Origin of the sequence: Nostoc sp. NOS(2021) (assembly GCF_017115025.1) — a bacterium.
GTDB lineage: Bacteria > Cyanobacteriota > Cyanobacteriia > Cyanobacteriales > Nostocaceae > Nostoc.
Window position 1 is genome coordinate 63,814 of record NZ_JABXKM010000329.1, and the last position, 21,449, is coordinate 85,262.

14 protein-coding genes and 1 tRNA gene are annotated in these 21,449 nt (G+C 41.8%); 8 read left to right on the forward strand and 7 right to left on the reverse strand.

Going from position 1 to position 21,449, the window contains the following annotated elements; translation table 11 throughout:
- Position 1: 1 nt before the first annotated feature.
- From HWQ41_RS32185 to tcmP, 3 genes are read right to left on the reverse strand one after another with little or no spacing between them, the layout of a single operon-like run.
- Positions 2-889, reverse strand: a complete 888-nt coding sequence (locus tag HWQ41_RS32185) for a DNA adenine methylase (protein ID WP_292772037.1) — start codon at positions 887-889, stop codon at positions 2-4.
- Between the two features lie 15 nt (positions 890-904).
- Entirely contained in the window at positions 905-1,654 is a 750-nt protein-coding gene (locus tag HWQ41_RS32190; protein ID WP_292771992.1) for a DUF5131 family protein, read from the reverse strand.
- 42 nt (positions 1,655-1,696) lie between these two features.
- Complete coding sequence (gene tcmP, locus HWQ41_RS32195) at positions 1,697-2,992, reverse strand: three-Cys-motif partner protein TcmP (RefSeq protein WP_292771993.1); 1,296 nt, start codon at positions 2,990-2,992, stop codon at positions 1,697-1,699.
- Between the two features lie 277 nt (positions 2,993-3,269).
- Between tcmP and HWQ41_RS32200 the strand changes: the two genes are divergently transcribed.
- The gene (locus HWQ41_RS32200) at positions 3,270-3,449 is read left to right on the forward strand and encodes a high light inducible protein (RefSeq protein ID WP_292771995.1); all 180 of its coding nucleotides are present in this window, start codon (positions 3,270-3,272) and stop codon (positions 3,447-3,449) included.
- A 113-nt stretch (positions 3,450-3,562) separates the two neighbouring features.
- Here the strand turns inward: HWQ41_RS32200 and HWQ41_RS32205 are convergent, their stop codons facing one another.
- The 4 genes from HWQ41_RS32205 to HWQ41_RS32220 form a co-directional block, all read right to left on the reverse strand.
- The gene (locus HWQ41_RS32205; protein WP_292771997.1) at positions 3,563-4,654 is read right to left on the reverse strand and encodes a hypothetical protein; all 1,092 of its coding nucleotides are present in this window, start codon (positions 4,652-4,654) and stop codon (positions 3,563-3,565) included.
- 203 nt (positions 4,655-4,857) lie between these two features.
- Positions 4,858-7,833, reverse strand: a complete 2,976-nt coding sequence (locus tag HWQ41_RS32210; protein WP_292771999.1) for a molecular chaperone — start codon at positions 7,831-7,833, stop codon at positions 4,858-4,860.
- Positions 7,834-8,360: 527 nt separating this feature from the next.
- A complete protein-coding gene (locus tag HWQ41_RS32215) occupies positions 8,361-9,161 on the reverse strand; it encodes an Rpn family recombination-promoting nuclease/putative transposase (RefSeq protein ID WP_292772001.1) in 801 nt (266 codons plus the stop codon).
- Positions 9,162-9,214: 53 nt separating this feature from the next.
- A complete protein-coding gene (locus HWQ41_RS32220) occupies positions 9,215-11,767 on the reverse strand; it encodes a proteasome protein (RefSeq protein ID WP_292772003.1) in 2,553 nt (850 codons plus the stop codon).
- Between the two features lie 715 nt (positions 11,768-12,482).
- Between HWQ41_RS32220 and HWQ41_RS32225 the strand changes: the two genes are divergently transcribed.
- The 7 genes from HWQ41_RS32225 (at position 12,483) to HWQ41_RS32255 (ending at position 21,412) form a co-directional block, all read left to right on the forward strand.
- The gene (locus tag HWQ41_RS32225; protein ID WP_292772005.1) at positions 12,483-14,939 is read left to right on the forward strand and encodes a GAF domain-containing protein; all 2,457 of its coding nucleotides are present in this window, start codon (positions 12,483-12,485) and stop codon (positions 14,937-14,939) included.
- A gap of 374 nt (positions 14,940-15,313) precedes the next feature.
- On the forward strand, positions 15,314-16,036 hold the full coding sequence (locus HWQ41_RS32230) for a cyclase family protein (protein WP_292772007.1): 723 nt from the start codon (positions 15,314-15,316) through the stop codon (positions 16,034-16,036).
- Between the two features lie 113 nt (positions 16,037-16,149).
- Entirely contained in the window at positions 16,150-17,646 is a 1,497-nt protein-coding gene (locus tag HWQ41_RS32235; RefSeq protein WP_292772009.1) for an aldehyde dehydrogenase family protein, read from the forward strand.
- A 620-nt stretch (positions 17,647-18,266) separates the two neighbouring features.
- Positions 18,267-18,467 (forward strand): hypothetical protein, encoded by a 201-nt coding sequence (locus tag HWQ41_RS32240; protein WP_292772011.1) that lies wholly within the window; start codon positions 18,267-18,269, stop codon positions 18,465-18,467.
- A 440-nt stretch (positions 18,468-18,907) separates the two neighbouring features.
- Positions 18,908-19,633 (forward strand): hypothetical protein, encoded by a 726-nt coding sequence (locus HWQ41_RS32245; protein WP_292772012.1) that lies wholly within the window; start codon positions 18,908-18,910, stop codon positions 19,631-19,633.
- Positions 19,634-19,665: 32 nt separating this feature from the next.
- Positions 19,666-19,736 (forward strand) — tRNA-Leu (locus HWQ41_RS32250).
- A gap of 242 nt (positions 19,737-19,978) precedes the next feature.
- On the forward strand, positions 19,979-21,412 hold the full coding sequence (locus HWQ41_RS32255; protein ID WP_292772014.1) for a VWA domain-containing protein: 1,434 nt from the start codon (positions 19,979-19,981) through the stop codon (positions 21,410-21,412).
- Positions 21,413-21,449: the final 37 nt, after the last annotated feature.

A 21,449-nucleotide genomic window follows, 5' to 3' on the forward strand; every position in this document is an offset into this window, starting at 1 on the left:
GTTAGCTTGAAAGATCAAGGCTTAATTGCAAAGCTGGATTCACAAGGTTCTGATTTTGTGCGTTTTTATCCAAATAAAGTTTAACTTCGTAATTAGTAATGAATAACTCTTTTCCTTTAGCCGCACTACTCTGCTTATAGTTATTCATCCCATACTGTAATTCCCACTCTGAGATATTAGCCCATTGAAAATTTTCTCGAATTTGCTGTGAGTTGTCGTAGGTAATTAGCCAGCGATGATGACATTGTTGTAAAAGTTCAGCAAATCTCTGATGTTCAAAAGAAGTGTGCAAGTCACCGTCTTTACCATAAAGCTTTGATTTTGTAGCACTAAAATATGGTGGATCTAAAAAGAGAAATACATCTTCTCCTTCTGTTTTTAATAGGTGACTGTAATCTAAATTAGTAATTTGGACATTTTCTGATAAAATATTTTCTAGCTTTTCGAGTCGTTCTATTGAAGAATCGGTAAATCGCTTATGAAAAGCTTCTTGTGAAAAACCACCTGATTCTACAGTTCCTGAAAAAGTAATTCTATTGAGGACGAAAAAGCGAATGGCTCTTTCTAAATCAGATAAATCATTGATATCTACCTTAGTCAATTCTGCAAAGAGTAATTTGCCATCTATATATTTGACTTTAATATGCCGAACTTCTTTAACTAACTGAGCTAGATCAGATTGGGCAAACTTCCAGAATAAGAAGAGTTCGCGGTTTAAATCATTAATCCAAATTTTTAGATTAGGAAACTTTTGTCTTAAATAAATGAATACAGAACCACCACCCACAAAAGGTTCTCGAAATTCAGAAAAGCTCTGTGGTAAGTATTCAACTATTTGATTTATTGCTTTCGACTTACCACCAGGATATCGTAGAGGACTTTTGATAATCATTTACGGACATATTCATTTTAAAACTGATACTTGTTTAGTGCTTGTATTAGCTACAATTTCTGGAAAACTATCCCAAGTTCTTCCATCAAGTTCTCTGCCATATTTTTTCTTTTGAACGCCTCCCCATTGTTTAAAGAAAAATGGCACATTAGCTTGGACACATTGCTCTCTAATATCTCTTACCCATTCAATGTTAATAGGACGAGCACCTACACCAGATTCTCCACCAACAATAATCCAATGTAGCTCATCTAAACAAAGCGTTAAAGAACCTAAAAGCGGCTCACAAGATAAAAACCTAATTTTCGCAGGAATCTCTTTTAAAATTTCACTTCTCCATACCCAAGCCTGAGATTCAATACTGACTCCAGCCCAAACGTTAGGAGGCCATTCCTTTATGCACTTAGATATTTCAAGCATTCTTTGTGGACGTTTAGTTAATAACTGAAACTGATGCCAACTAGCTTCCCTCATGACATAAAAGACATCTTTGATAAATTCTTCTGAAATATCATCAAGGAATAAATCACTCATGGAATTAACAAAAATTAGGCGAGATTTCTTCCATGAAAGAGGCATTTTTAGTCTGTCATTCCAAGTTTTTACATCAAAACCTTGTTCGTAGGGATGACCAGCAACACCTCGCCACCGTTCTGCAAAACGTTCTGCATAACAATTTTGACAACCAGGACTAATTTTATGACAGCCAGTGGTAGGATTCCATGTAGCTTCTGTCCATTCTATTGTTGAAGATACTGACATAGAATTTTATTCCCCAACTAAACTAGCTTTACTATATTAGTATCATTGTACTGCTCTGACGTAATTATCTAAAGTTAAATTACCTCTTGCGCCCAATTCTTTAGCTTCTATGATCTTCTTTTTATGAAAATCCAGTAAAATTTCTCTATACTTAGGTCTACTTAAATAACCTAGATTGCCAATTTCAAGAATAATAAGACTTATTAGGTCTTTCAAGGTTATCCAATCTTGATTATTCCTTCGTAAAATTTCAATAATTTCAGGTCTAATTCTTTCAACTCGCTCATCATTTTCGCGCTCCCATGATTGAGTAAGAAATTTATTATTTTTTCCACTTTTGTCATCCTCAAAGAAAAGCAACTTATTTTCTTTACAAAAAAATTCGTTTAAAAACTCACCGAAAGCCTTCTGTGGATGGTTGCTACCAACTACAATATTGTACTGCGGTCTAGAATCATTGTATGTCTCCTTTATTTCAAAATTAGCCACTCCTTTAAAACTACTTTCTTGTTGAAGCCTAGACTTAAAGTATTCAAGCGCCCACCTTTCAAATTTTTGTTTTTGCTCTTGGTCTTGGCATTCTAGCCACTTTGGTTTCCAGTCTAAATCAGAATTATGACCTAATAGTTTGGTTAAATTTTGTGTATATGTTTCGGCAGTTTTCTGCTCTTTGGAATTTTTATAGCTTGTTTTATAGAAACCTGCATGGCGAGCGACTGCGCGGTTATGAAAAAGTAAAAATAATTCTCCTTTATATTTACTGACGTAATTGGCAATAGAACATATTTGCTCAAAAGTTACTCCCTTAACTCCAAAGGCATCCAAAAAAAATAACGTTGGGTATTTGTCCAAATCATTCATTATTTGAGTCAATGCTTTGTCAAATCTTTGAGGGTCATAAACTTTATAGTACAATCCTTCACCTATTAAACTACAATTACTCTTGAGTTCTTGGTTGAGGTCTTTATCTTCCTCAGTAAAAAAACATCTTAAGGTAACACGTTCTTCAAGACTAAAAATTTTAGCACATTTAAGAGCTATCAAAGGCGACCCGTCAGTATCTAAAAATTCGGTTTTGTATCTCTGCCAAAAGTTAGATTTATCTACAAAGGTTTCAATACCAATTCCTTCATCATATTTGCCTGCTCCAGCAAAACCGTCAACATAGTTAATATACATAGATTGATAGGATTTGCTACCGCCCAAATTGTAGCAATGAGCCTGTATATATTTCAGCATTATCCTATGTTTGGCTGCTGACCAGGGTCTTTTACGAGCAAAAAACTTATTTGAATCTTCTGGTTGCTGTTCAAATAGAGATAATTGTTTTACTGACATTACTGAACCTTAAGAAGCAAGAAAATATCTGATGGCTTTGCACTAGGTTAGCAAATACAGGCAAAACGGGTAAAAATTGCAACAAGTCTCCAAAAATTACCGTACCAATCTGCTGAATGGCGCGATCGCAAACCTACTAACATAAAACTACGCATTCGTAATATATACTCACTAACTAAATTTTGTCTTGAGTTTATGTTGCATTTTTGTAAAAGTCTGTTACATTACTTTACATGCAGTTATAACTGTTAGAACATAAAAGCTCGGAGTATTATTTATGGCAGACGTTAAGAAGACTACGCTTTCGGTTCCAGAAGATCCTAATGCTTTGCGCTGGGGCTTCACTCCTCAGAGCGAAAACTGGAACGGTCGTTTTGCAATGATTGGTTTTTTATCTGCCGTTGCACTTGAAGCGTTTTCTGGTCAAGGAATTTTACACTTCTGGGGCATCCTCTAGATTTAAACGTTTTTACCTTCATTAGATTATGAGGCAAGGCGGCGATCGCAAAATCGTCTGCCTTGCCTCATAATCTCAAGAATTAGAAAACTTGCGAAAAATCCGCAATTCCCCTACCGTGAGGAGCGAAATATTACACGACCTGGGGATTCTTGCTGATTAATTCGCGCATATACCCGAAGGCAAGTTAACACTTCCCCAGGAATACCACCACAGTCTAGTTGTAAGTCATCCTTAGATAAAGCACAAATATCTGCATAAAGCCCCGATAATTGGCGGATTCGCACTTCATTACCTGCATTAATTGCCTGATCAGCAACTTTCTTCAGGATACGTCGTGATTCGTGTTGTAGCTTTCCCCACCAAGAATAGCGTTCAGCCGGTGGTACGAATACCAAAGAGTGTATTGCTTCATCCATATCAATCCAGGTACGGAGAATTGACAGGGGATCAGCGTTTTCTTCAGCTTTTTGGGTGCGTTGGAAGCGATCGCTTAAAGCATCAATGTATTGATGCTGCTGTTCTGGTTTTGAGTGTAAAGAGATCACATCAAAGCTAAAAACGCTCTTTAAGGCATGATGTAAATCTGAGTCTATTTCAATAAATTTCAGATATAAATATAGGAATCCTGCTAATAAATCAGATGGATTACCTTGGGGACTTTGAGAATTTAAAAGTGCTTCTTGAGACAAGCTCAATCCCTGAGTCTGAACAGTACCACTCAGACCGGGGTAGATAATTTCATCGCGGATAAAGGGAAGTTGATAGAGATTAGAATTATCTGCGATCGCACCAACTTCTTGAGCCAGATCCAAGGTGCGCGATCGCCAAGATATAGCTAAATCCTCTGGGACTCGCAGCAGTTTGCGTTGAATCTCATTCCACAAATCAGAATCTGTTTGGCTTTGCAGTTGGGAATTACCCAGATAATAACTAAGTTCTGAGTCAGAATCGAAAGCTTCCCGCAGGTGACTTAATTTTAAATCATCTAGCGCATCTTCCCAACCAGTATTTTGCTGTGGGGGTGCAGGTTGCAACAGGCGATGAAGTTCTTGCAGCACCTCATCGCATATTTCGACTCCTGGATCTAGTGGAAATTCTACGCGAGCCTGATTTAAAGTAGCCTCCAGTCCATACAGGTTAAACCGCAATAACCGGGCTAACTCCGAGTTTTTTATTTCTAATAGCTGACGCAAGTGCTGCATGAATATTGCCTCCAAATATTACCTGTATGTAATGATTTTTCTAAAAACCTCACGCAAAGGTTTTCTTAGTGCAGCATTTTATTAATTCGTAGCGAATTAATGAAATGCAAAACTCTGCGTCCCTACCGTGCGGGAAGGCGAAGCGCCTATGCGTTTAAAAACGTTACTTTTTAAACTTTTGCGTGAGGCTATCATCACTCCAGTTAATGTATGCCGCAAAATGGATCGCGTTCTTTATCAACTTCGTTGGGCTGCAACTCTAATTCAGCAAGATAAACGCATCCCTCTTCCTTTAGGCATTCCTGACTTTTTGATGTCCAGTAAGGCACTTCACCAGCGTGCATCCGCAGAATACCTTGATCATCGAGAGTTACACGATATTGGCAAGGATAATCGGTAGTCACATCTGGTTTGCTGAGTGCGCCAATTCGTATCCATTTTTTACTGTTGGTTTGGGCATCTGTTTGATAAACATAGAAAGTGTGCTGGCCAGTTTGTGGAAAAGGAGGTAAGGGATTACTAATTAACCCGGTTCCTGGTTGCGTCACTCCATCGCGCAAATAGTGAAATTTTTGAAACGTTCTACTACCATCATTTCCTACTTCAAATACAAGATGATAGGCATCTGGTTGATCGACAGTTGCTGACTCAATAACATTGACGGCAATATCACCATCATTTAAGTCTTTATTGAAGCGTTCTACAGCAATATTCCAGTTCAATTTACCATCAGTAAATAGCGCTGAACTTTCTGAAACTACTGATTCCAAATCAATGCCAGAAATGTCAATCAAATAATGGGGATTTCCCTGACAAAGCAACACGTTAAATTCGAGAGTTTGGTCAATCTCAAACTGGACTTTGATTTTTTTAAGAAACTCTGCTTCTTGAATACCCAGTTTACCCATGAGGTTTTTGCCGTCAAAGCTTCCCCAAAGTCGTAAATCTCCCTCTTCATAATCTTGACGGTAGATAATGTTAGTTAATTGTATGCCTTGCCACGTAGTACGAACTTTCGCAACAGTTTCCCAAGGTGCGAGTTGATAGAGTTCTTGTCCAGCCTTGAATATAGTCAGCAAATCGTTGCTTTGGGTTTTGCGTTTGAAGTTGCAGGGCAAATAATAAAACAGGTTTTTGACATCAATTTCTAGCTGGTTAGCTCCTTTACGCAGCAAGCTTTTAGACTCTTCTGGATCGAATCTCAATCTTCGCAGTTTCTCGGCATAGCAAGCCCCGGCGGAGGTGGCTAGCTTGGTAAATTCCAACACAAAGGTAATCCGTTCTGGATTCCAGACAAAATATGGAGACTTACTAAATTCTTGGTAGATTTGGCGCTGCACTATGTCTAAATTACAAGTTTTACCAGACAAAATTAACCAATCAACTTTTTGGGAATTCCAAGAATCTTTGGTGATATCATCGGGACGCAAACGACTTTCCATTAATCCTTTGGCAATTCCAATCGCTTCTTTAATTCCCGAAGCAGCGGCTCGTTCAAATTGCTGGTTGTCTAGGGTGACGCAGATGTTATTTGGATCTTTGACTTGCAATTTCACGGCGCTTTGGGTGAGCAATTCAGAAATTTGCTGTTCAGAAAGTGTGAAGGTTAATAGAGAATTCTCTACTGGTGGCTTTTGCCCAAGTTTAAGTTTAGCTGCTTCTGCATGATCCCAGAGAATATAAAAGGATTGTAGGCGTTGGGGTGCTTGTTGCCAACGGGTGGGCAATACTTTCTCGGCAGTATCTAGGGCATCTTTGTAAGCAATATCGCCTTCTGGATTTTCTCTATCCAGACATTTTAAAAGACTGCCAGTTTTGAATTTGCCTTGTTCTAAGAAGCGCTCGTTTAACTCGGAGTTAATTAAATCTTCTAGCTTTTCGTTTTCAATATCACCTATTGTTACGGCTGCCAATAAAAAGTCTGCGATCGCAACTTTTAATAATCTAAAAATTCGCAGTGTAATTAACTCACCACCTAATTGTAAATGACCGGATGAACCTAATAGTTTGGGGGTAAGTTTATAGTAACGTCCTCCTAAACCTCGGTCTTCATAGTCGGCAAAAGCTGGGGTTTTATCTTCTAAAGTCAGTTCAATTAAAGCTAAGTCTGTTGTTCCCCCACCAATATCCAAGACGAGAACATTTTGTGACCATTTGTTTCCTGCTTGGTGACAACGAGTTTTGAATGACTCAATACCAATGTTGAGATTACCGCCAAATTCTCGCCACAAAAAGAATATCGCCACAGAAACGGCTTCATCATAAGCAGTTTGCACATCATCGATTCCCAATTGCTCAACTAATTCCCTAACTTCCTTGCGAACAACTGGTGGGGCGACAGTTGGGTAAGTAACAACTGCTGTCAAAAAATTCCCTTCTGAAAACCTGCGTCGTGCGCGTTGGCGGTAGTCTTCAGTTAACTCGATTAAATGCGCCCAAGCAGATTGGATTAACTGATTTGCAGTAATTGTTTCTTCTTCACCATCCAAAATAACTGAAAACGATCGCTCCTGACCAAAATAGCGTTTGGGTGAATGGTGAAACCTGCTGATAATTTCCTTTAAAGAACCGCTTGTACCTTGAGCGATCGCTTTTTTTCTGTTATCTCTAGCTTCCCTTCCCATCCGCAGTTTTAAGTCCCCTAACTGCGAAATTTCCGACTCGCTAGGAATTTCCGTGTCGCGGCGATCGATATCCAGCACAACTGGGATGAGATTTTGCGACTCTAGGGTAGGGACGCGGAACACCTCATGATAGATTTGGTAAAGTTTTTTGCTGACAGCACGGCGGAACCTCTCGCTGTTTCCTAAAGAAAGTTCAATTTGGCGAATTGCTTCCAAAAATCGCTCTTTATTATCACTTTCAAAAACTTCACTCAAGTTTCTTGGTTCTATCTCCAGGTTTTTGCTAATTTCGGCGATAAACTTTTCCCAATCATCAGCGCTGACATCTGGTAAAGCTACAGACGCGGGAGAACTTAGCCATTGTGATAAGCGATCGCGCAACCGCATTTCTTGTTCTTTGGGTAAAATTTCTGCGATCGGGACTTCAATCGGATCGAAAAGTGTAACTGTCGAATTCGATGTACCAAAATCTAAAGCAAACCATCCGGGAAATCTTTTTTGTTGTTTCTCGCTTGGTTCTTGATCGCTATATTTGTTGAGTTGAAAAGGGTTCATTATAGTATCACTTTCTGTTCTTTGTTTTATAGCTAGCTATAAACTGTGGTGTCGTATCATAAAATGACAAATTTAGAGAATCCTTGTGATAAAGACTTTTAATCGTTGGTCTTGTACCACTGATTCTCTTTAGCACTGGCGGGCTACGCCTACGCTTTTATATGAAAGGGCGTAGGCGTAGCCCAAACTGGGCATCGCTATGAAAATTGCAGCAGTTACTAAGTTGATGTTGAAGATTCTTGCTCACTTGCAAGTTTTATTTGTTCGACTTGTTCGATAGTTAAATTAAGTATCCTCGCAACCTCTTTTATTGAAATACCATAAGCTAAACACCGAGGTACGTCCTTGTTGTATTCCTTGTTCTCGTCCTTTTTCTCGTATTTCTTCTAGTGCTTGTTTTAGTCCTTCTTGTCGTCCTTCTTATTTAGCTTCTCGATAAACCCTAGTTTCTTGTAACGTAATTTCAAACATTGCCTCTACCTCTTCACGGCTTAAGTTTACAAATTTATAACCAGTAATTGTTGTGATTACTCAGCTGCAAGTCTTACTTGTTCAATGGTTAAATTAAGTAATTGGGCAACGTCTTCCATCGACATACCATGAGCTAATAGCTGAGATACAAGTTCAAGTTTTAGTTCTTCTCGTCCTTCTTCTCGTCCTTCTTCTCGTCCTTCTTGTTTAGCTTCTTGATAAACCCTAGTTTCTTCTAACTTAACTCCTAACATAGCCTCTACCTCTTCACGACTTAAGTTGGCAAATTTATAAACTGCGATCGTTGTGATTACATCTATTATCTCCTTCTTAGCCAAGACAGTTATCTGCTCTTGTTGCACCCGCTCAATTAAACGTTTTGCTTCTTGAACCATTTGAGTCTCTGAGGCAATAGTCAACTGCATCAAACTGATGCCTACTTTTTGCTCATCAGGACTACCTAACTCATCCAAATAAATCCGTTTTACTTGGGAACTGTTCAGTAGCGATCTGTGAATAGTGGTTTTTTCTGGTTCCAAGCTGCGAGACTGTAAAATAATTACCCCGTACCAGTCATCGTAAAGCGACGCGTTACGATACATATACAGCATGGATTCTGAAAAAAAGCGATGGTACAGTAACTCATCCTTTTGGAATTGTACCTCAGCAAAAAAGATCATCTGAGATGTTGCATCAGGCGGAGGTAAAAATACCCCATCAATCCGAAATGTCGGTTCTTTAACTTCAACTGATTCAAAGCGATAGTTAGTAGCTTCGGCTGGTGGCTGTTCTACTAACTCGAAAAACAATCCTGGGACACGCTTGAAAATTGTATAAAAAATCGCATCACGTCTCACAAATACATCCTCATATCCGCACCCGATCGCAATCAGTCATTTTGTGAGTTGGCTTATCTCAAATCATCTGAGTCAGAAATCGCGGCAATTTCTGAAAGAATCTGTAACCAAGTAGGAATTGCTATCTCAGATGGCAATTCCCCAGCCGCCAAATATCTCAGCAAAGTTTCTTTTTTTGAAAGGTTTTGCAAACTAGGAATAATTTGATCCAAAATGCCTTCTAGTTCGGAATTAATTTGCTGATTAACTTCGCTAACATACTGCACAAGATGAAGACTAGCGCTAGCAGTGATTTCATCTCGCAGTCGCAGTACTAAAAGTTGGTGATTGCTCGATCTGGGTAAGCCTTGGCTTTTCTCTGGTGCCCAATCAAAGATTTGACCAACGTTGTGTTTATCGTCTTGACGCGCTAAAGGAAAAATGATTTCGGGTGCAACGGTTTTGTCTTTACTACTAATTTCGGAGATGATTGCTTCTTTCCATTCGTTAGGATCGCATCCTAGTAATAATTTGTAAAAGATATCAGCATCTTCAAAACCAAATTTTTCTTCGATTTCTTGCTCCATTTCTGGATGGAAAATTGCCTGCAATTGTTCGCGTTCTGGGGCGACATGATTTGACAATTGGTTTAACAAATCTACCACTGCTTGCTGGATGCGATCGCGGGCAAAATCTTCTACTTCTTTAACGGTTTTCTCAAAGACTGGATAAAAATCATCGCTCTTAGTCGGAAGGGAACTATTTACGCGGTTTCCCCGATCAAATAATTTCCCGGCTGCACCTTTAGATTCTGCCAGAGCGATCGCTCCATTGTTGGCTTTGTTGAAGAGTAAAGTCCACTGGTTCCAATTAAGGATTCTAAAGGTGAGTTCGTCTTTCACTACATCGCTGACAACAACACCGCGCCGGTCTTTGAGTGGTTCTTTCCCTAAATCTTTTTGAAAATTCCTGTAGATTTTATCCAAGCTTTCGAGGACAAAGCGCAACTCGATAAAAGCGGGACTATCGCCTGTGGGGATGCCTTGCTCGTGAATTTCATCTATGATGTCCTTCAAGTGATCTTGTTGCTGACTCACCACATCAGCAGCTCTCCGAGTATCTTCATACAATTGCTTCAGACCATGAGTAGCTACGTGGGTTTGAATCAATTCCCGCAGCTTACTAAGTCCCCCATCTTGAGCAAAGTAACCTAGCTGTCTGCCTAAATAACTGCGGGGATCAGATTCTAGCAGCCCTTCACTTAAGCGCTCCCATTTCTCTTGTAGCCGTTTAGACCGATCTAAGTAATCAGGATAGTCTAAGTTAGCCAAAAACTCTGGAGAGCCTGCTTTGACTGTAGTAGAACGTTTTGCTAATTCAGCCAGTCCCAACAGTGGCGACAGTAAAACGATGCGGTCTTTTTGGGTTGTAAACGCTTCTGCACCATCAATGGTAGTTTGCAGAACTTTGAGTTTTTGGAAAACCGTTTCTTCGTGCAAATGACTATTAGCTGGGCTATATTCAATCAGTTGGTCAAGTTCTCTTTCGCCACCCTCACTGTCTAAAGGTAGTTGATCGAAGCGACCCACACCGACGAGAATTAAATCTTTCAGGTCTTGTCCCGGTCGCTGCTGCTGCATCATCGTAAAGATTTTATTGGCGCGATCGCTACCGGGAGATTTACCATTTAGCAGTACTAAAATCGTCTGTACTTCTGCCAATTCCCGCAGTGACAAAAAGGTATCTCTAGCCCCCGAATTAGCAGCCCCCAATCCTGGAAAGTCAATGAGAATAAATTTAGCTGCGCCGGTAAAATCCCAAATTTCCCGTGAGATTTTCACATCTATATCTACGCGGCGGATGAGTGGGAAACTGTTTTGCAATAACTTTGTTGGTAGCCTCTGGGGTGGACTTGGTAATCGGATGTGTGCTGGCGGTAGATCCTCAAATTTCAGAGTTTGGATTGCCATTGGCTGTTCGACTAGCTGTAGCCCCTCGCGGGCGGTGGTAGCATCAATCTGGTAGCGGACGCCACACATAACTTCCCCATAAGCGTGATAAGCCCGCAGGAATAATACCAACTCCCGGAGTAAATAACGTAGCTCCAAATTGTTACTACTATTCCATGCTTCCTCACACCAGCTAATAATATCTTTACCAGAGTTGAGTTTCGATACTGGTATAGGAGGAAGCCCGGCTGCTGTTGTTCGTTTATTGGCTTCCCCTAGCATGAAGCGTAGACACTCATGTACTCCTTCATGAGAAAGATAATCTACAGTAAAATTACTTAATTGCGTTGTTGTAAAGCCATCTTGCGGTATGATATGTATGGCAGTAACATTACCTGTAGTAGGGTTTTCACTGACTGGCAAAGCATCTGCATATCCAATTAGACTGCCTAAAAGTAAGGTTTTCCCACTACTGAATTCCCCCATCACACCAATTTTCACAGGCGAAGTTGCCAGGTCTACAGTTTTCTGGGCAGCTGACCGCAGACGAAGGAGACAGTCATCAAGACTTGCTGGAACCCAATCTTCTTGTTTAGAAGGGGACTGGGGTACAGAATCTATCTTTCTGAGGATGAATTCGCCGTACTCCTTAAAACGGCCCAGTTTATCTGGTTCCATAGAGTAGTTTCCGCCTAACATGAATTCCTGTGAGCTTTATAACATATAAAACGCTATCGCCAGCCATTCTAGCAACCTGTTGATATCACATTTAGCATTTCTCTCATTTTTGGTATCAGCCGTTTTGAACGACTAAGACAATTTTGAAAAATCGGGTTTTGCTGGAAAAAATAAAAATTAACAAAATATTGATTTGATATGAAATTCTTGAGGATTGTAAATTTTTTATCAAGACGTAACTGCCTCATGGAGAATCATGTAGTTTCTGTGAAGCAGAATCAGATTTTTGAGCAATGTGATTACATAAACAATATGAATTTAGAGATGATTTAAATAAGAAAGCTGGTTAAGCAACTTTTCCATACATGGGTATTTTAAATTTCACTAAAAATATGAAACTAATCTTAATGATATTTTAGATATAGCTGCACCACGGTTTGTAGTAGATGGCAGCTTTGTCGGTTACATCGGTTATTGTGTAGATATAACAGAAGCTTGGTGGTGCAGAAAACTCCTGAAACCCTTATGGATAAATAATTTTTAGTGAGACAGCATTTTAGACATCTCCGTAAAAGTCCAACGAGGACAATGGGTTTCAGCCGATATTTTGACTACACAGGCTTCTCATCATTAGACTCAAAAAAGTTTTCTGCACCACCAAGTAACAGAAGTGACGATAGTGGGAAGCAAACCTATCCTGACGGAAAGCTACTCGATGTCTACCAATTTTTCTCATCGCCTACGTAAAACTACAGAAAAAACACAGGCGGCAGAATTCAAAAACGCACTGGAGCAACTGCAATCTGAGACTGCAAAACGCCAAGCAGTTGAAGCACAGTTACACCAAAAAACATCAGAATTTGCAGCGGTTTTGCAAGTGCTGCCTGATTTATACTTTCGTCTTGATGCTGATGGAATTATTCTGGATTACAAGCAAGGATTGATGAAGAATCTGTATATTCCAACAGGAGATTGTCAGGGCAAGAGTTTGCGAGAATGCCTACCGACTGCTGTAGGCGATCGCTTCCACCAAGCAATAACTCAAGTAGTTGAAACTCAATATGAAGTCAGTTTTGAATCTACCTTACCACTATCAGCAGGGAACAATAATTTTGAAGCTAGGTTATTACCATTACCAGACCAGCAAATCATAGTTCTTGTCCGCGACACTAGCGACAACATCCAAGCAGCATTAGAAGCTCTAGCAGAACTAGCACATTTAGCAAATTTTCGTGCCGATGTAGACGCGGCACTTGCCCAAAGTGACAACTTACAGAACATGATGCGCCTCTGCACTGAGGCTTTAGTTGAACATCTTGATGCAGCCTTTGCTCGCATCTGGATACTGAACAAACAAGACAATGTATTAGAGTTGCAAGTCAGTTCGGGGATGTACACTCATATTAATGGACTCCATAAACGTGTGCCAGTCGGTCAATTCAAAATTGGTTTGATTGCCGAAGAGGGCAAACCCCACCTAACTAACTCTGTGCAGACAGATGCCCGCGTGGGTAACAAAGAGTGGGCACAGCGAGAGGGTATGGTCGCCTTCGCTGGCTATCCCCTGATTGTTGAAGATGAAACTGTCGGGGTGATAGCCATGTTTGCCCGCCAAACATTGACAGAATCAACTTTCACAGCCCTGGAATTTGCCGCCCAGGAGATTGCTATTGGCATCAAGCGCAAACAAGCAGAAATTGCACTCAGAGAAAGCGCCCAGCGAGAAGCACTAATCAATCGTCTTTCTAGTCAGATTCGGGCTTCTTTGGATGTCAATCACATTGTGGAAACCGCAGTGCAGGAGATTCGCAACTTATTCCAAATCGATCGCTGCGCTTTCTTGTGGTATCGGCAGGACGCTGATGTACCATACTGGGATAAAGTATACGAGGTGAAAAGTTCCTTTTTCCCCTGTTTGCTTAACGACCAAGCAACTAATGCAGAAATTGAACTAATCGCAACCAAAACCTTGAACAGAGAAATCATCTGCATTAATGATGCTGAGACTGTGGACGATCGCACTACACGCCAGTTTATGCAGGATTTTGGTTTCACTGCCTTTATGTCGCTGCCCGTACACACTCAATCTGGCGAAATTGGCACATTTAGCTGTGGTTATTGTAGTGGCTTCCGTCCTTGGCTGGACAACGAAGTAGAATTACTACAAGCAGTTACAGTTCAACTAGCGATCGCTATTGACCAAGCTAAACTTTACACCCAAAGTCGCATCGCTGCCCAAACTGCCCAAGACAAAGCCCAGCAACTAGAAGCGGCATTGCTAGAACTTCAACAAACCCAAGCGCAACTGATTCAAACTGAAAAAATGTCCAGTTTAGGACAATTGGTTGCAGGTATTGCCCACGAAATTAATAATCCCGTCAATTTTATCTACGGCAATATTAGCCACGCCCGTGAATATACCAAAGATTTGCTGCACTTGGTAGAACTTTATCAACAGAGTTACTGCCCACCAACACCAGAGATTCACCAACAAATCTACGCCATAGATTTAGACTTTATCAAGCACGATTTACCCAAAATCCTCGATTCTATGAAGATGGGAGCCGAACGCATTCGGCAGATTGTCCTATCTTTACGCAATTTTTCTCGCCTTGATGAAGACGGTATGAAAGCAGTGGATATTCATCAAGGTATGGATAGCACCTTGCTGCTACTGCAAAATCGCCTGAAAGCCAAACCAGGACATCCCGAAATCCAAGTAATCCGAGACTACGGCAACCTGCCACCGGTAGTGTGTCACGCTGGACAGATGAATCAGGTGTTTATGAATTTGTTGGCAAATGCGATCGATGCTTTAGAAGAGTCATTTGTCATTAGTCATTTGTCATTAGTAAACAACACTGAACAAAGGACAAATGACCAAGGACAAATGACTTTTCCCCAGATTCGCATTCGCACCCTCATCCAAGAAGACCGTGTAATCATTAGCATTGCCGACAATGGCCCAGGCATGACTGAGGAAGTACGCAAACGCCTATTTGACCCCTTCTTCACTACAAAACCTGTGGGTAAAGGCACGGGTATGGGGTTATCAATTAGCTACCAAATTGTTGTCAAAAAACACTGTGGGCAAATCCAATGTATTTCAGCACTAGGAGAAGGTGCCGAGTTTGTCATCGTGATTCCACTACAGGAGCAAGCCTCAACGTAGATATAGCAACGGACAAGAAGGTTAGGACATTAACTGATGATAAAACCTATATACAAACAGACTTTCAACCCAGTCCCCAGTAAAGAGTCCCCAGTCCCCTGCTATATCACATAACCTTAACCTAGTCTTAATAAAAATTTAACCTATTGGTTGTTAACTAAGATTAATTCGCTTTTTGCTGCAACATTTGAACCCCCCAACAACCTGAAATTTGCAGGAATTGGGGGGATTATTTCTCCTACTATAGGGAATTAGGAGTTCAATTGATTGAAAAACGTTGTAATGGTAGTACTATCCTTTGCGTAGGCGTAGACCAACCCAGGCATCGCTCCTTTGAAAAAAATCCCTAAGTACAAATAAAATAGAAGGCTGGGATGATACAACCCCAAAGTCAAAATAGTATCACCTACACACGCGTTATCCACCTAAGTCATGTAATTGACATAGATATTCCCCAATGGTCTGGAGATCCCACAGTAGAATTTGAAACTGTGGCTGAACTAAATAATGATGGCTACTACCTCCGACGTTTCTCCTTGGGGGAACATAGCGCTACCCATATCAACGCCCCTAACAGTTTTCATAGTTCTGCTGTGGGAATTGACCAATATCCCGCCCAGTCTTTGGTTGTACCTGCGGTGGTCATAGATATTCGCCCAGCCACAGCGGTTAATCCTGATTATGCCCTGACTATTGCTGATGTTCTGGCTTGGGAAGAACAATACGGTGAAATTTCTGCTGGCTGCGTAGTTATACTGAATACTGGATGGCAAAAAAAGTGGTTTGATAAAAGTGCATTCCTCAATCATGATGCTCAAGGAATTGCTCACTTTCCTGGGTTTGGCAGCGATGCGACTCAATTTTTACTGAATGAACGGCAAATTTCTGGGGTGGGAATTGATACTCATGGTGTAGACCCTGGACAGGATAATAGTTTTGCGATTAACCGCCTAGTTTTAGAACAACCGCGCATTGTGTTGGAAAATCTCACCAATTTGGATCAACTGCCACCTAAAGGTACTACTCTAGCGATCGCAGTTCTGAGATTGCGTGGTGGTTCTGGTTCTCCTGTGGGGGTGTTGGCTTTCGTGCCTTAATTTTTATATCGATATTTGGTTCTCACACCAATTTCCTAAACTTGAGGATAACCTAGAAAGCAAGCAAACTTAATACACAAGTTTCAGTGGATCATCAGCCGGAGATTTTCAAAATGACAACTCCGCTATCTTGCCGCAATTACATAGACGGTCAATGGTTGAGTGCTGGAGAGGAAGCAACCCTAGAAAGTCGCAACCCTGCTGACAAAACCGAAGTGGTTGCCACATTTCCCCGTTCTCAATTTCAGGATGTAGATATAGCAGTAGCCGCCGCCCGTAAAGCCTACCGCAGTTGGCGCACAGTCCCAGCCCCAGCTAGGGCAGAATACATCTTTCGCGTCGGAGAAATATTACTTCAGCATAAAGAAGAACTTGCCCAGTTAATCAGTCGGGAAATGGGTAAACCCTTGACAGAAGCCAGGGGAGATGTGCAAGAAGGTATTGACTGCGCCTTTTACAGTGCTGGCGAAGGGCGGCGACTATTTGGGCAAACCACACCGTCGGAAATGTCCAATAAATTCGCCATGACTGTGCGGATGCCCATAGGAGTTTGTGCCTTAATTACTCCCTGGAATTTCCCTGTGGCAATTCCTTGCTGGAAAGCTATGCCAGCCTTGGTGTGTGGCAATACAGTCATCCTCAAACCTGCCGAAGATACCTCCGCCTGTGCAACTAAATTGATTGAAATTTTCCAACAAGCAGGTTTACCACCAGGAGTAATTAACTTGGTGCATGGTGTGGGAGAGGAGGCGGGGAAAGCTTTAGTTGAGCATCCTAATGTAGATTTGGTATCGTTTACTGGTTCTTCAGAAACGGGTGCCTTTGTCGGCGCTACTTGCGGACGCACTCACAAGCGTGTCTGTTTGGAAATGGGTGGTAAAAACGCTCAAGTGGTGATGGAAGATGCGGATTTAGAACTTGCTCTCGATGGTGCAGTGTGGGGAGCATTTGGGACAACAGGTCAACGATGTACGGCTACTAGTCGCCTGATTTTGCATCATGATATCAAGGAAAAATTTACCACTATGCTTTATGAGCGTACCAGTAAGTTACGCTTGGGTGCTGGTACTGACCCGAATACAGATATTGGCCCGATTGTCAATGAAAAGCAACTCCAGCAGGTGAGCAGGTATTTGGATATCGCCCGTGAAGAAGGAGCAAAGGTTTTAATTGGTGGAGAAATTGCCAGTGAAGGCTCATTGAAAAACGGTTATTTCTTTCAACCAACTATTTTGGATGATGTAACTCGTGATATGCGAGTTGCTCGTGAAGAGATATTTGGGCCAGTGGTGGTATTAATTGAGGTTAGTTCATTTGAGGAAGCGATCGCAATTCTCAACGATAGCAATTATGGTCTTTCTTCTTCAGTTTACACCCGCGATATCAACCGGGCTTTTACTGCCATGCGCGACATCGAAGCAGGTATCACCTATATTAACGGCCCCACTATTGGGGCAGAGGTACATTTGCCCTTTGGTGGTGTGAAACAAACCGGTAATGGACACCGCGAAGCTGGAACTACTGCTTTGGATGTTTTCACAGAATGGAAAAGTGTCTATATTGACTTTTCTGGAAGTTTGCAACGCGCTCAGATAGATAACCGCAGTTAATTTCGCAATACAGCGATTTTCAGATAAGTATAAAGAAGACCTAACCCCCAGCCCCTTGTGTGCGTAAGTCCTATCTAAATAACACGCATTGGACTGCAAAATTTGTAGTATCCCCTTGACATTATGTAGAGAGTATACTACATTCGTAGTATGAAAATAAAGACGACAACAAAAGGCAAAACTAAAACCTCTCAGAAGCTTGACAATTGCATAGATGCCACTGTTTGGGGCCGCGATTGGTGTTCGACTGCTCCGAAGCCAACAAACGGACGGTTGCAGGATTCGGGTTCAATTCCCGACGGCTCCATTTGCTTTGACTTCTATTGAAGGTTGCAATAACCTCAATTGGAGCATCGCAATCATGCTTTCCTTGGGTCTGTAGCTCTAACGGTAGAGATCCCGGATGTCACTTGTGCCCTAACAGAAAAAGCTTACATACTAGCTCAATAGTAGAGCTATCGTCTCTAAAACGATAAGTTGCAGGTGCGATTCCTGCGTGTGTCACCACAGCTTTTTCGACTCGCACGAGGTGTGAGTGTAACTCTCACAGGGAGGGTATCGGTTCAATCCCGATCAGATCCACTAATACGAATTCGTAATTAAAACAAGAGGTGATTGCAATGGTTCATATTCGATTTGAAGGACGTTCTGTTGATGTTCCAGAAAGACAATTGGGAATTGCAGCAGGGATGAATGATGTGGCAGTGAAGGAGCGCGTTGCTCGGCATTTAGATGTGAATAGCGATCGCCTCTCTGTTTACGTAATTGATCGCCGTCCCAGTGGTGATTTGATCATCCGTCCTGAAGCTGTCTATGGTTAAAGGAGGCAGGAGGGAAGAAAGTTTAAAACATAAACTTTTGCTTCATTTCTAACTGCATAGCTTTATTCCGCGCCCTAATTTGTGAAGCCTACACACACCATCCGGCAACGGATTGCAGGTTCGATTCCTGCCGCTCCCTTTGATGGGAGCGTAGCCAAATTGGTATAGGCAATTGTGAAAACTGCTTTGCTAACTTGTGCGGAATTCCAATTATTTAAATCGTATTTATCTATAACCCAATACGCTTGGTGTTAGTGATATTTTGCCCCGTAAGTTCCCCCCAACCCCCCTTAAAAAGGGGGGGTTAGAGAGGATCAAGCCTTAACCTAAGCCTATTTATCTATAACCTTTACTCAATACAGAGGTGAGTTCAATGATGTTCACTAACTCATGTTTAATAACAACTCAATTAGTACAACTGCATTTAAACAATGTGAGATATGAGCGAACATCGTTTGAGCGAGATTGTGATTGAGCGTCCTCGCGGTGGGAGAAGAATCAGTCTCAAAAAAGTGACTGGTTTTAAGAAGCGATTATACAAACTCACCGAGGAAGCGAGTCAGGATGGATTGTTGAATTCCTACCTGATTAAAGCAACAAATAAATCCAAGTATCTTTCAGATCATCTCGGCCCTCTGCGTCGGTTTTTGCGATCGCAAGTCGGACAGCCTTGGAATGACGTTTACAGCGAACTGTGTCAAAAATTAGATCCCAACACAATGGCAGGACAGCATGTTATCGATCATGTGTGGGACTACGTTGAACGGCATGTGGAAATAATTGATGGTGGTTTTTATAGCAAGCCTTATCGAGGGTATCGAATTCAGCTAGATGCAAACCATCGCGATCGCTTCTATATCCATCCTGAAACTGGAATTCTTTGTGCAGCCGAGAAAGTGGCTCGAAAGCAGAAGCTAAAGCAAGAACAAACTGATATTGTGATCATTGATAATTATCATCAATACCAGAAGCTAAACGAGATTTGGTATTTTATTACCTTTGAAGATTTTCCACCGCCACCAACTCATTATGTGACAGATGTTGTCAAAGGTATAATTCATCGTTCTGCTGCAATGTATAGAGATCGAATAATTTACGCTATCAGGAAACAGCAGTGTAACAAGAAGGAAATTCGATTTATTTTGAATCAACTTTCTCAAAACTAAAATTCTCACTTCGTGCCCTCACTGGAAAAGCTTACATACTAGCCGAATTGGTACAGGCACTTGACTTAAGATCAAGCGATCGCGGGTTCAAATCCCGTGTATGAATCAACAGCTTTTTCGACTTGCATGAGGTGATCTTATTTCATTTTTATCAATTGGCAGTTGTTGCCGCGCCCTGATCGCGGAAGCTTACATAAGTCTGAAAAATTTATACACAATGCTTCTACAACTTGCGCGGTGACTTTATCGCCTCGCGTGCAACATCTGCCTCCTGCAATGCGTGGATTTTAGATTGCAATCCAAAATCCAAAATCTAAAATCCAAAATTCTTAAAGGAGGTTCATAATGAACACCGCAGAACGTGACCTGCGTTTGGAAATACTCAACAGTTTGCTCACAAGTCCTCACCGCAAGCTAGAGCAAGTTACAGAAATTCATCAGTTAATTGTTGAACTCGATCCCATCTTCTATGGACATCTGGCAGTTTGGTATCAGCGTCATGGTGATGTCCGCGACCACAAGGAGGTGTTTGTTGCTCATTTGTTAACTAGCAATTTGACTGAACACCGAGAAGCTGGATTTATGATGCTCCAAGAGTTTCCTCCCTATCAGGTGGCTCGTGTGGTGGACTTCATGAAGCAGCAGCAGAATAAGCTGCCTCGTTCGGCTCGGACTGCGGTGCGGCGTTACTTGAAGGTGCGGGAGAGCAATCTGGCTCTGTTTGATCGCGCTGCTTTGCGAGGTCGTAAGGCAATGAAGCACTTATATGCTTCACTGCACATCAAGCCGAATGAGCGGGCAAATGCGATTCTGTTCCGCAATACTCCTCCAGAGGGTTCCTTAGCAAATGTGCTGAAGCAGCTTGCTAAGGCAGAAAGTGCCATCGAACAGGCACGGCTAATTGTGGAGTTCAACATTCCTTACACGATCGCCATTGGTGCGATCAAGCAACTTACACCAGTTGTGCTGGTGGCGTTAATCAACAGTATGACTCCCCAGGAAGCGATCAATAACCTCAAGTCTCTCCAGACTAGAGGTGCAATGGATCACCCAGAAGTCAAGATGCTGATTGATTCCAAGTTGGAGTCAGCGTCTAAAAGTGGACGTGTCTCTGCATTCAAAGCACAGATTGCCACAGATGCAGGAGATTTTGACGCAGACACCGTTGCCCTATTGGAAAAGGTGACAAATGAGCAGGTGAAGCGGCGCGGTGCGATCGCACGTCCAACTGCCTTACTGGTAGACAAGTCTGGCTCAATGGAAAATGCGATCGCGATCGGTAAGCAACTCGCTGCCCTAATCTCTGGTATCACTAAGGCAGAACTGTTTGTCTACGCCTTCGATACCATTCCTTATCCTGTTACAGCAAAGGGGAAGGAGTTGACCGACTGGGAGCGTGCTTTCCAGCACATCAATGCAGGCGGTGGTACTAGCATCGGCTGTGCATTGGAAGCAATGCGGCGGAAAAAGCAGGTGGTTGACCAGATTATCCTAGTGACGGATGAGGGCGAAAATGCGGCTCCTTACTTCGGTGAAGTCTACAAGACCTACTGCCGGGAGTTGGCGATAATGCCCAATGTGGTGATTGTCCGTGTGGGTACTCATTACAACTGGGTGGAGAGTCAACTGAAGCAGCAGCAAGCACCTGTAGATACGTTTACTTTCGAGGGTGACTACTACAGTTTGCCGAACCTCGTCCCACTCCTGACGCGCCCCTCTCGTCTGGATTTGCTGATGGAGATTTTGGATATGCCGTTGCCTGTGCGATCGGATAAGTGAGGTTAGAATATGGCATTGCCTACATACTTAAATGATA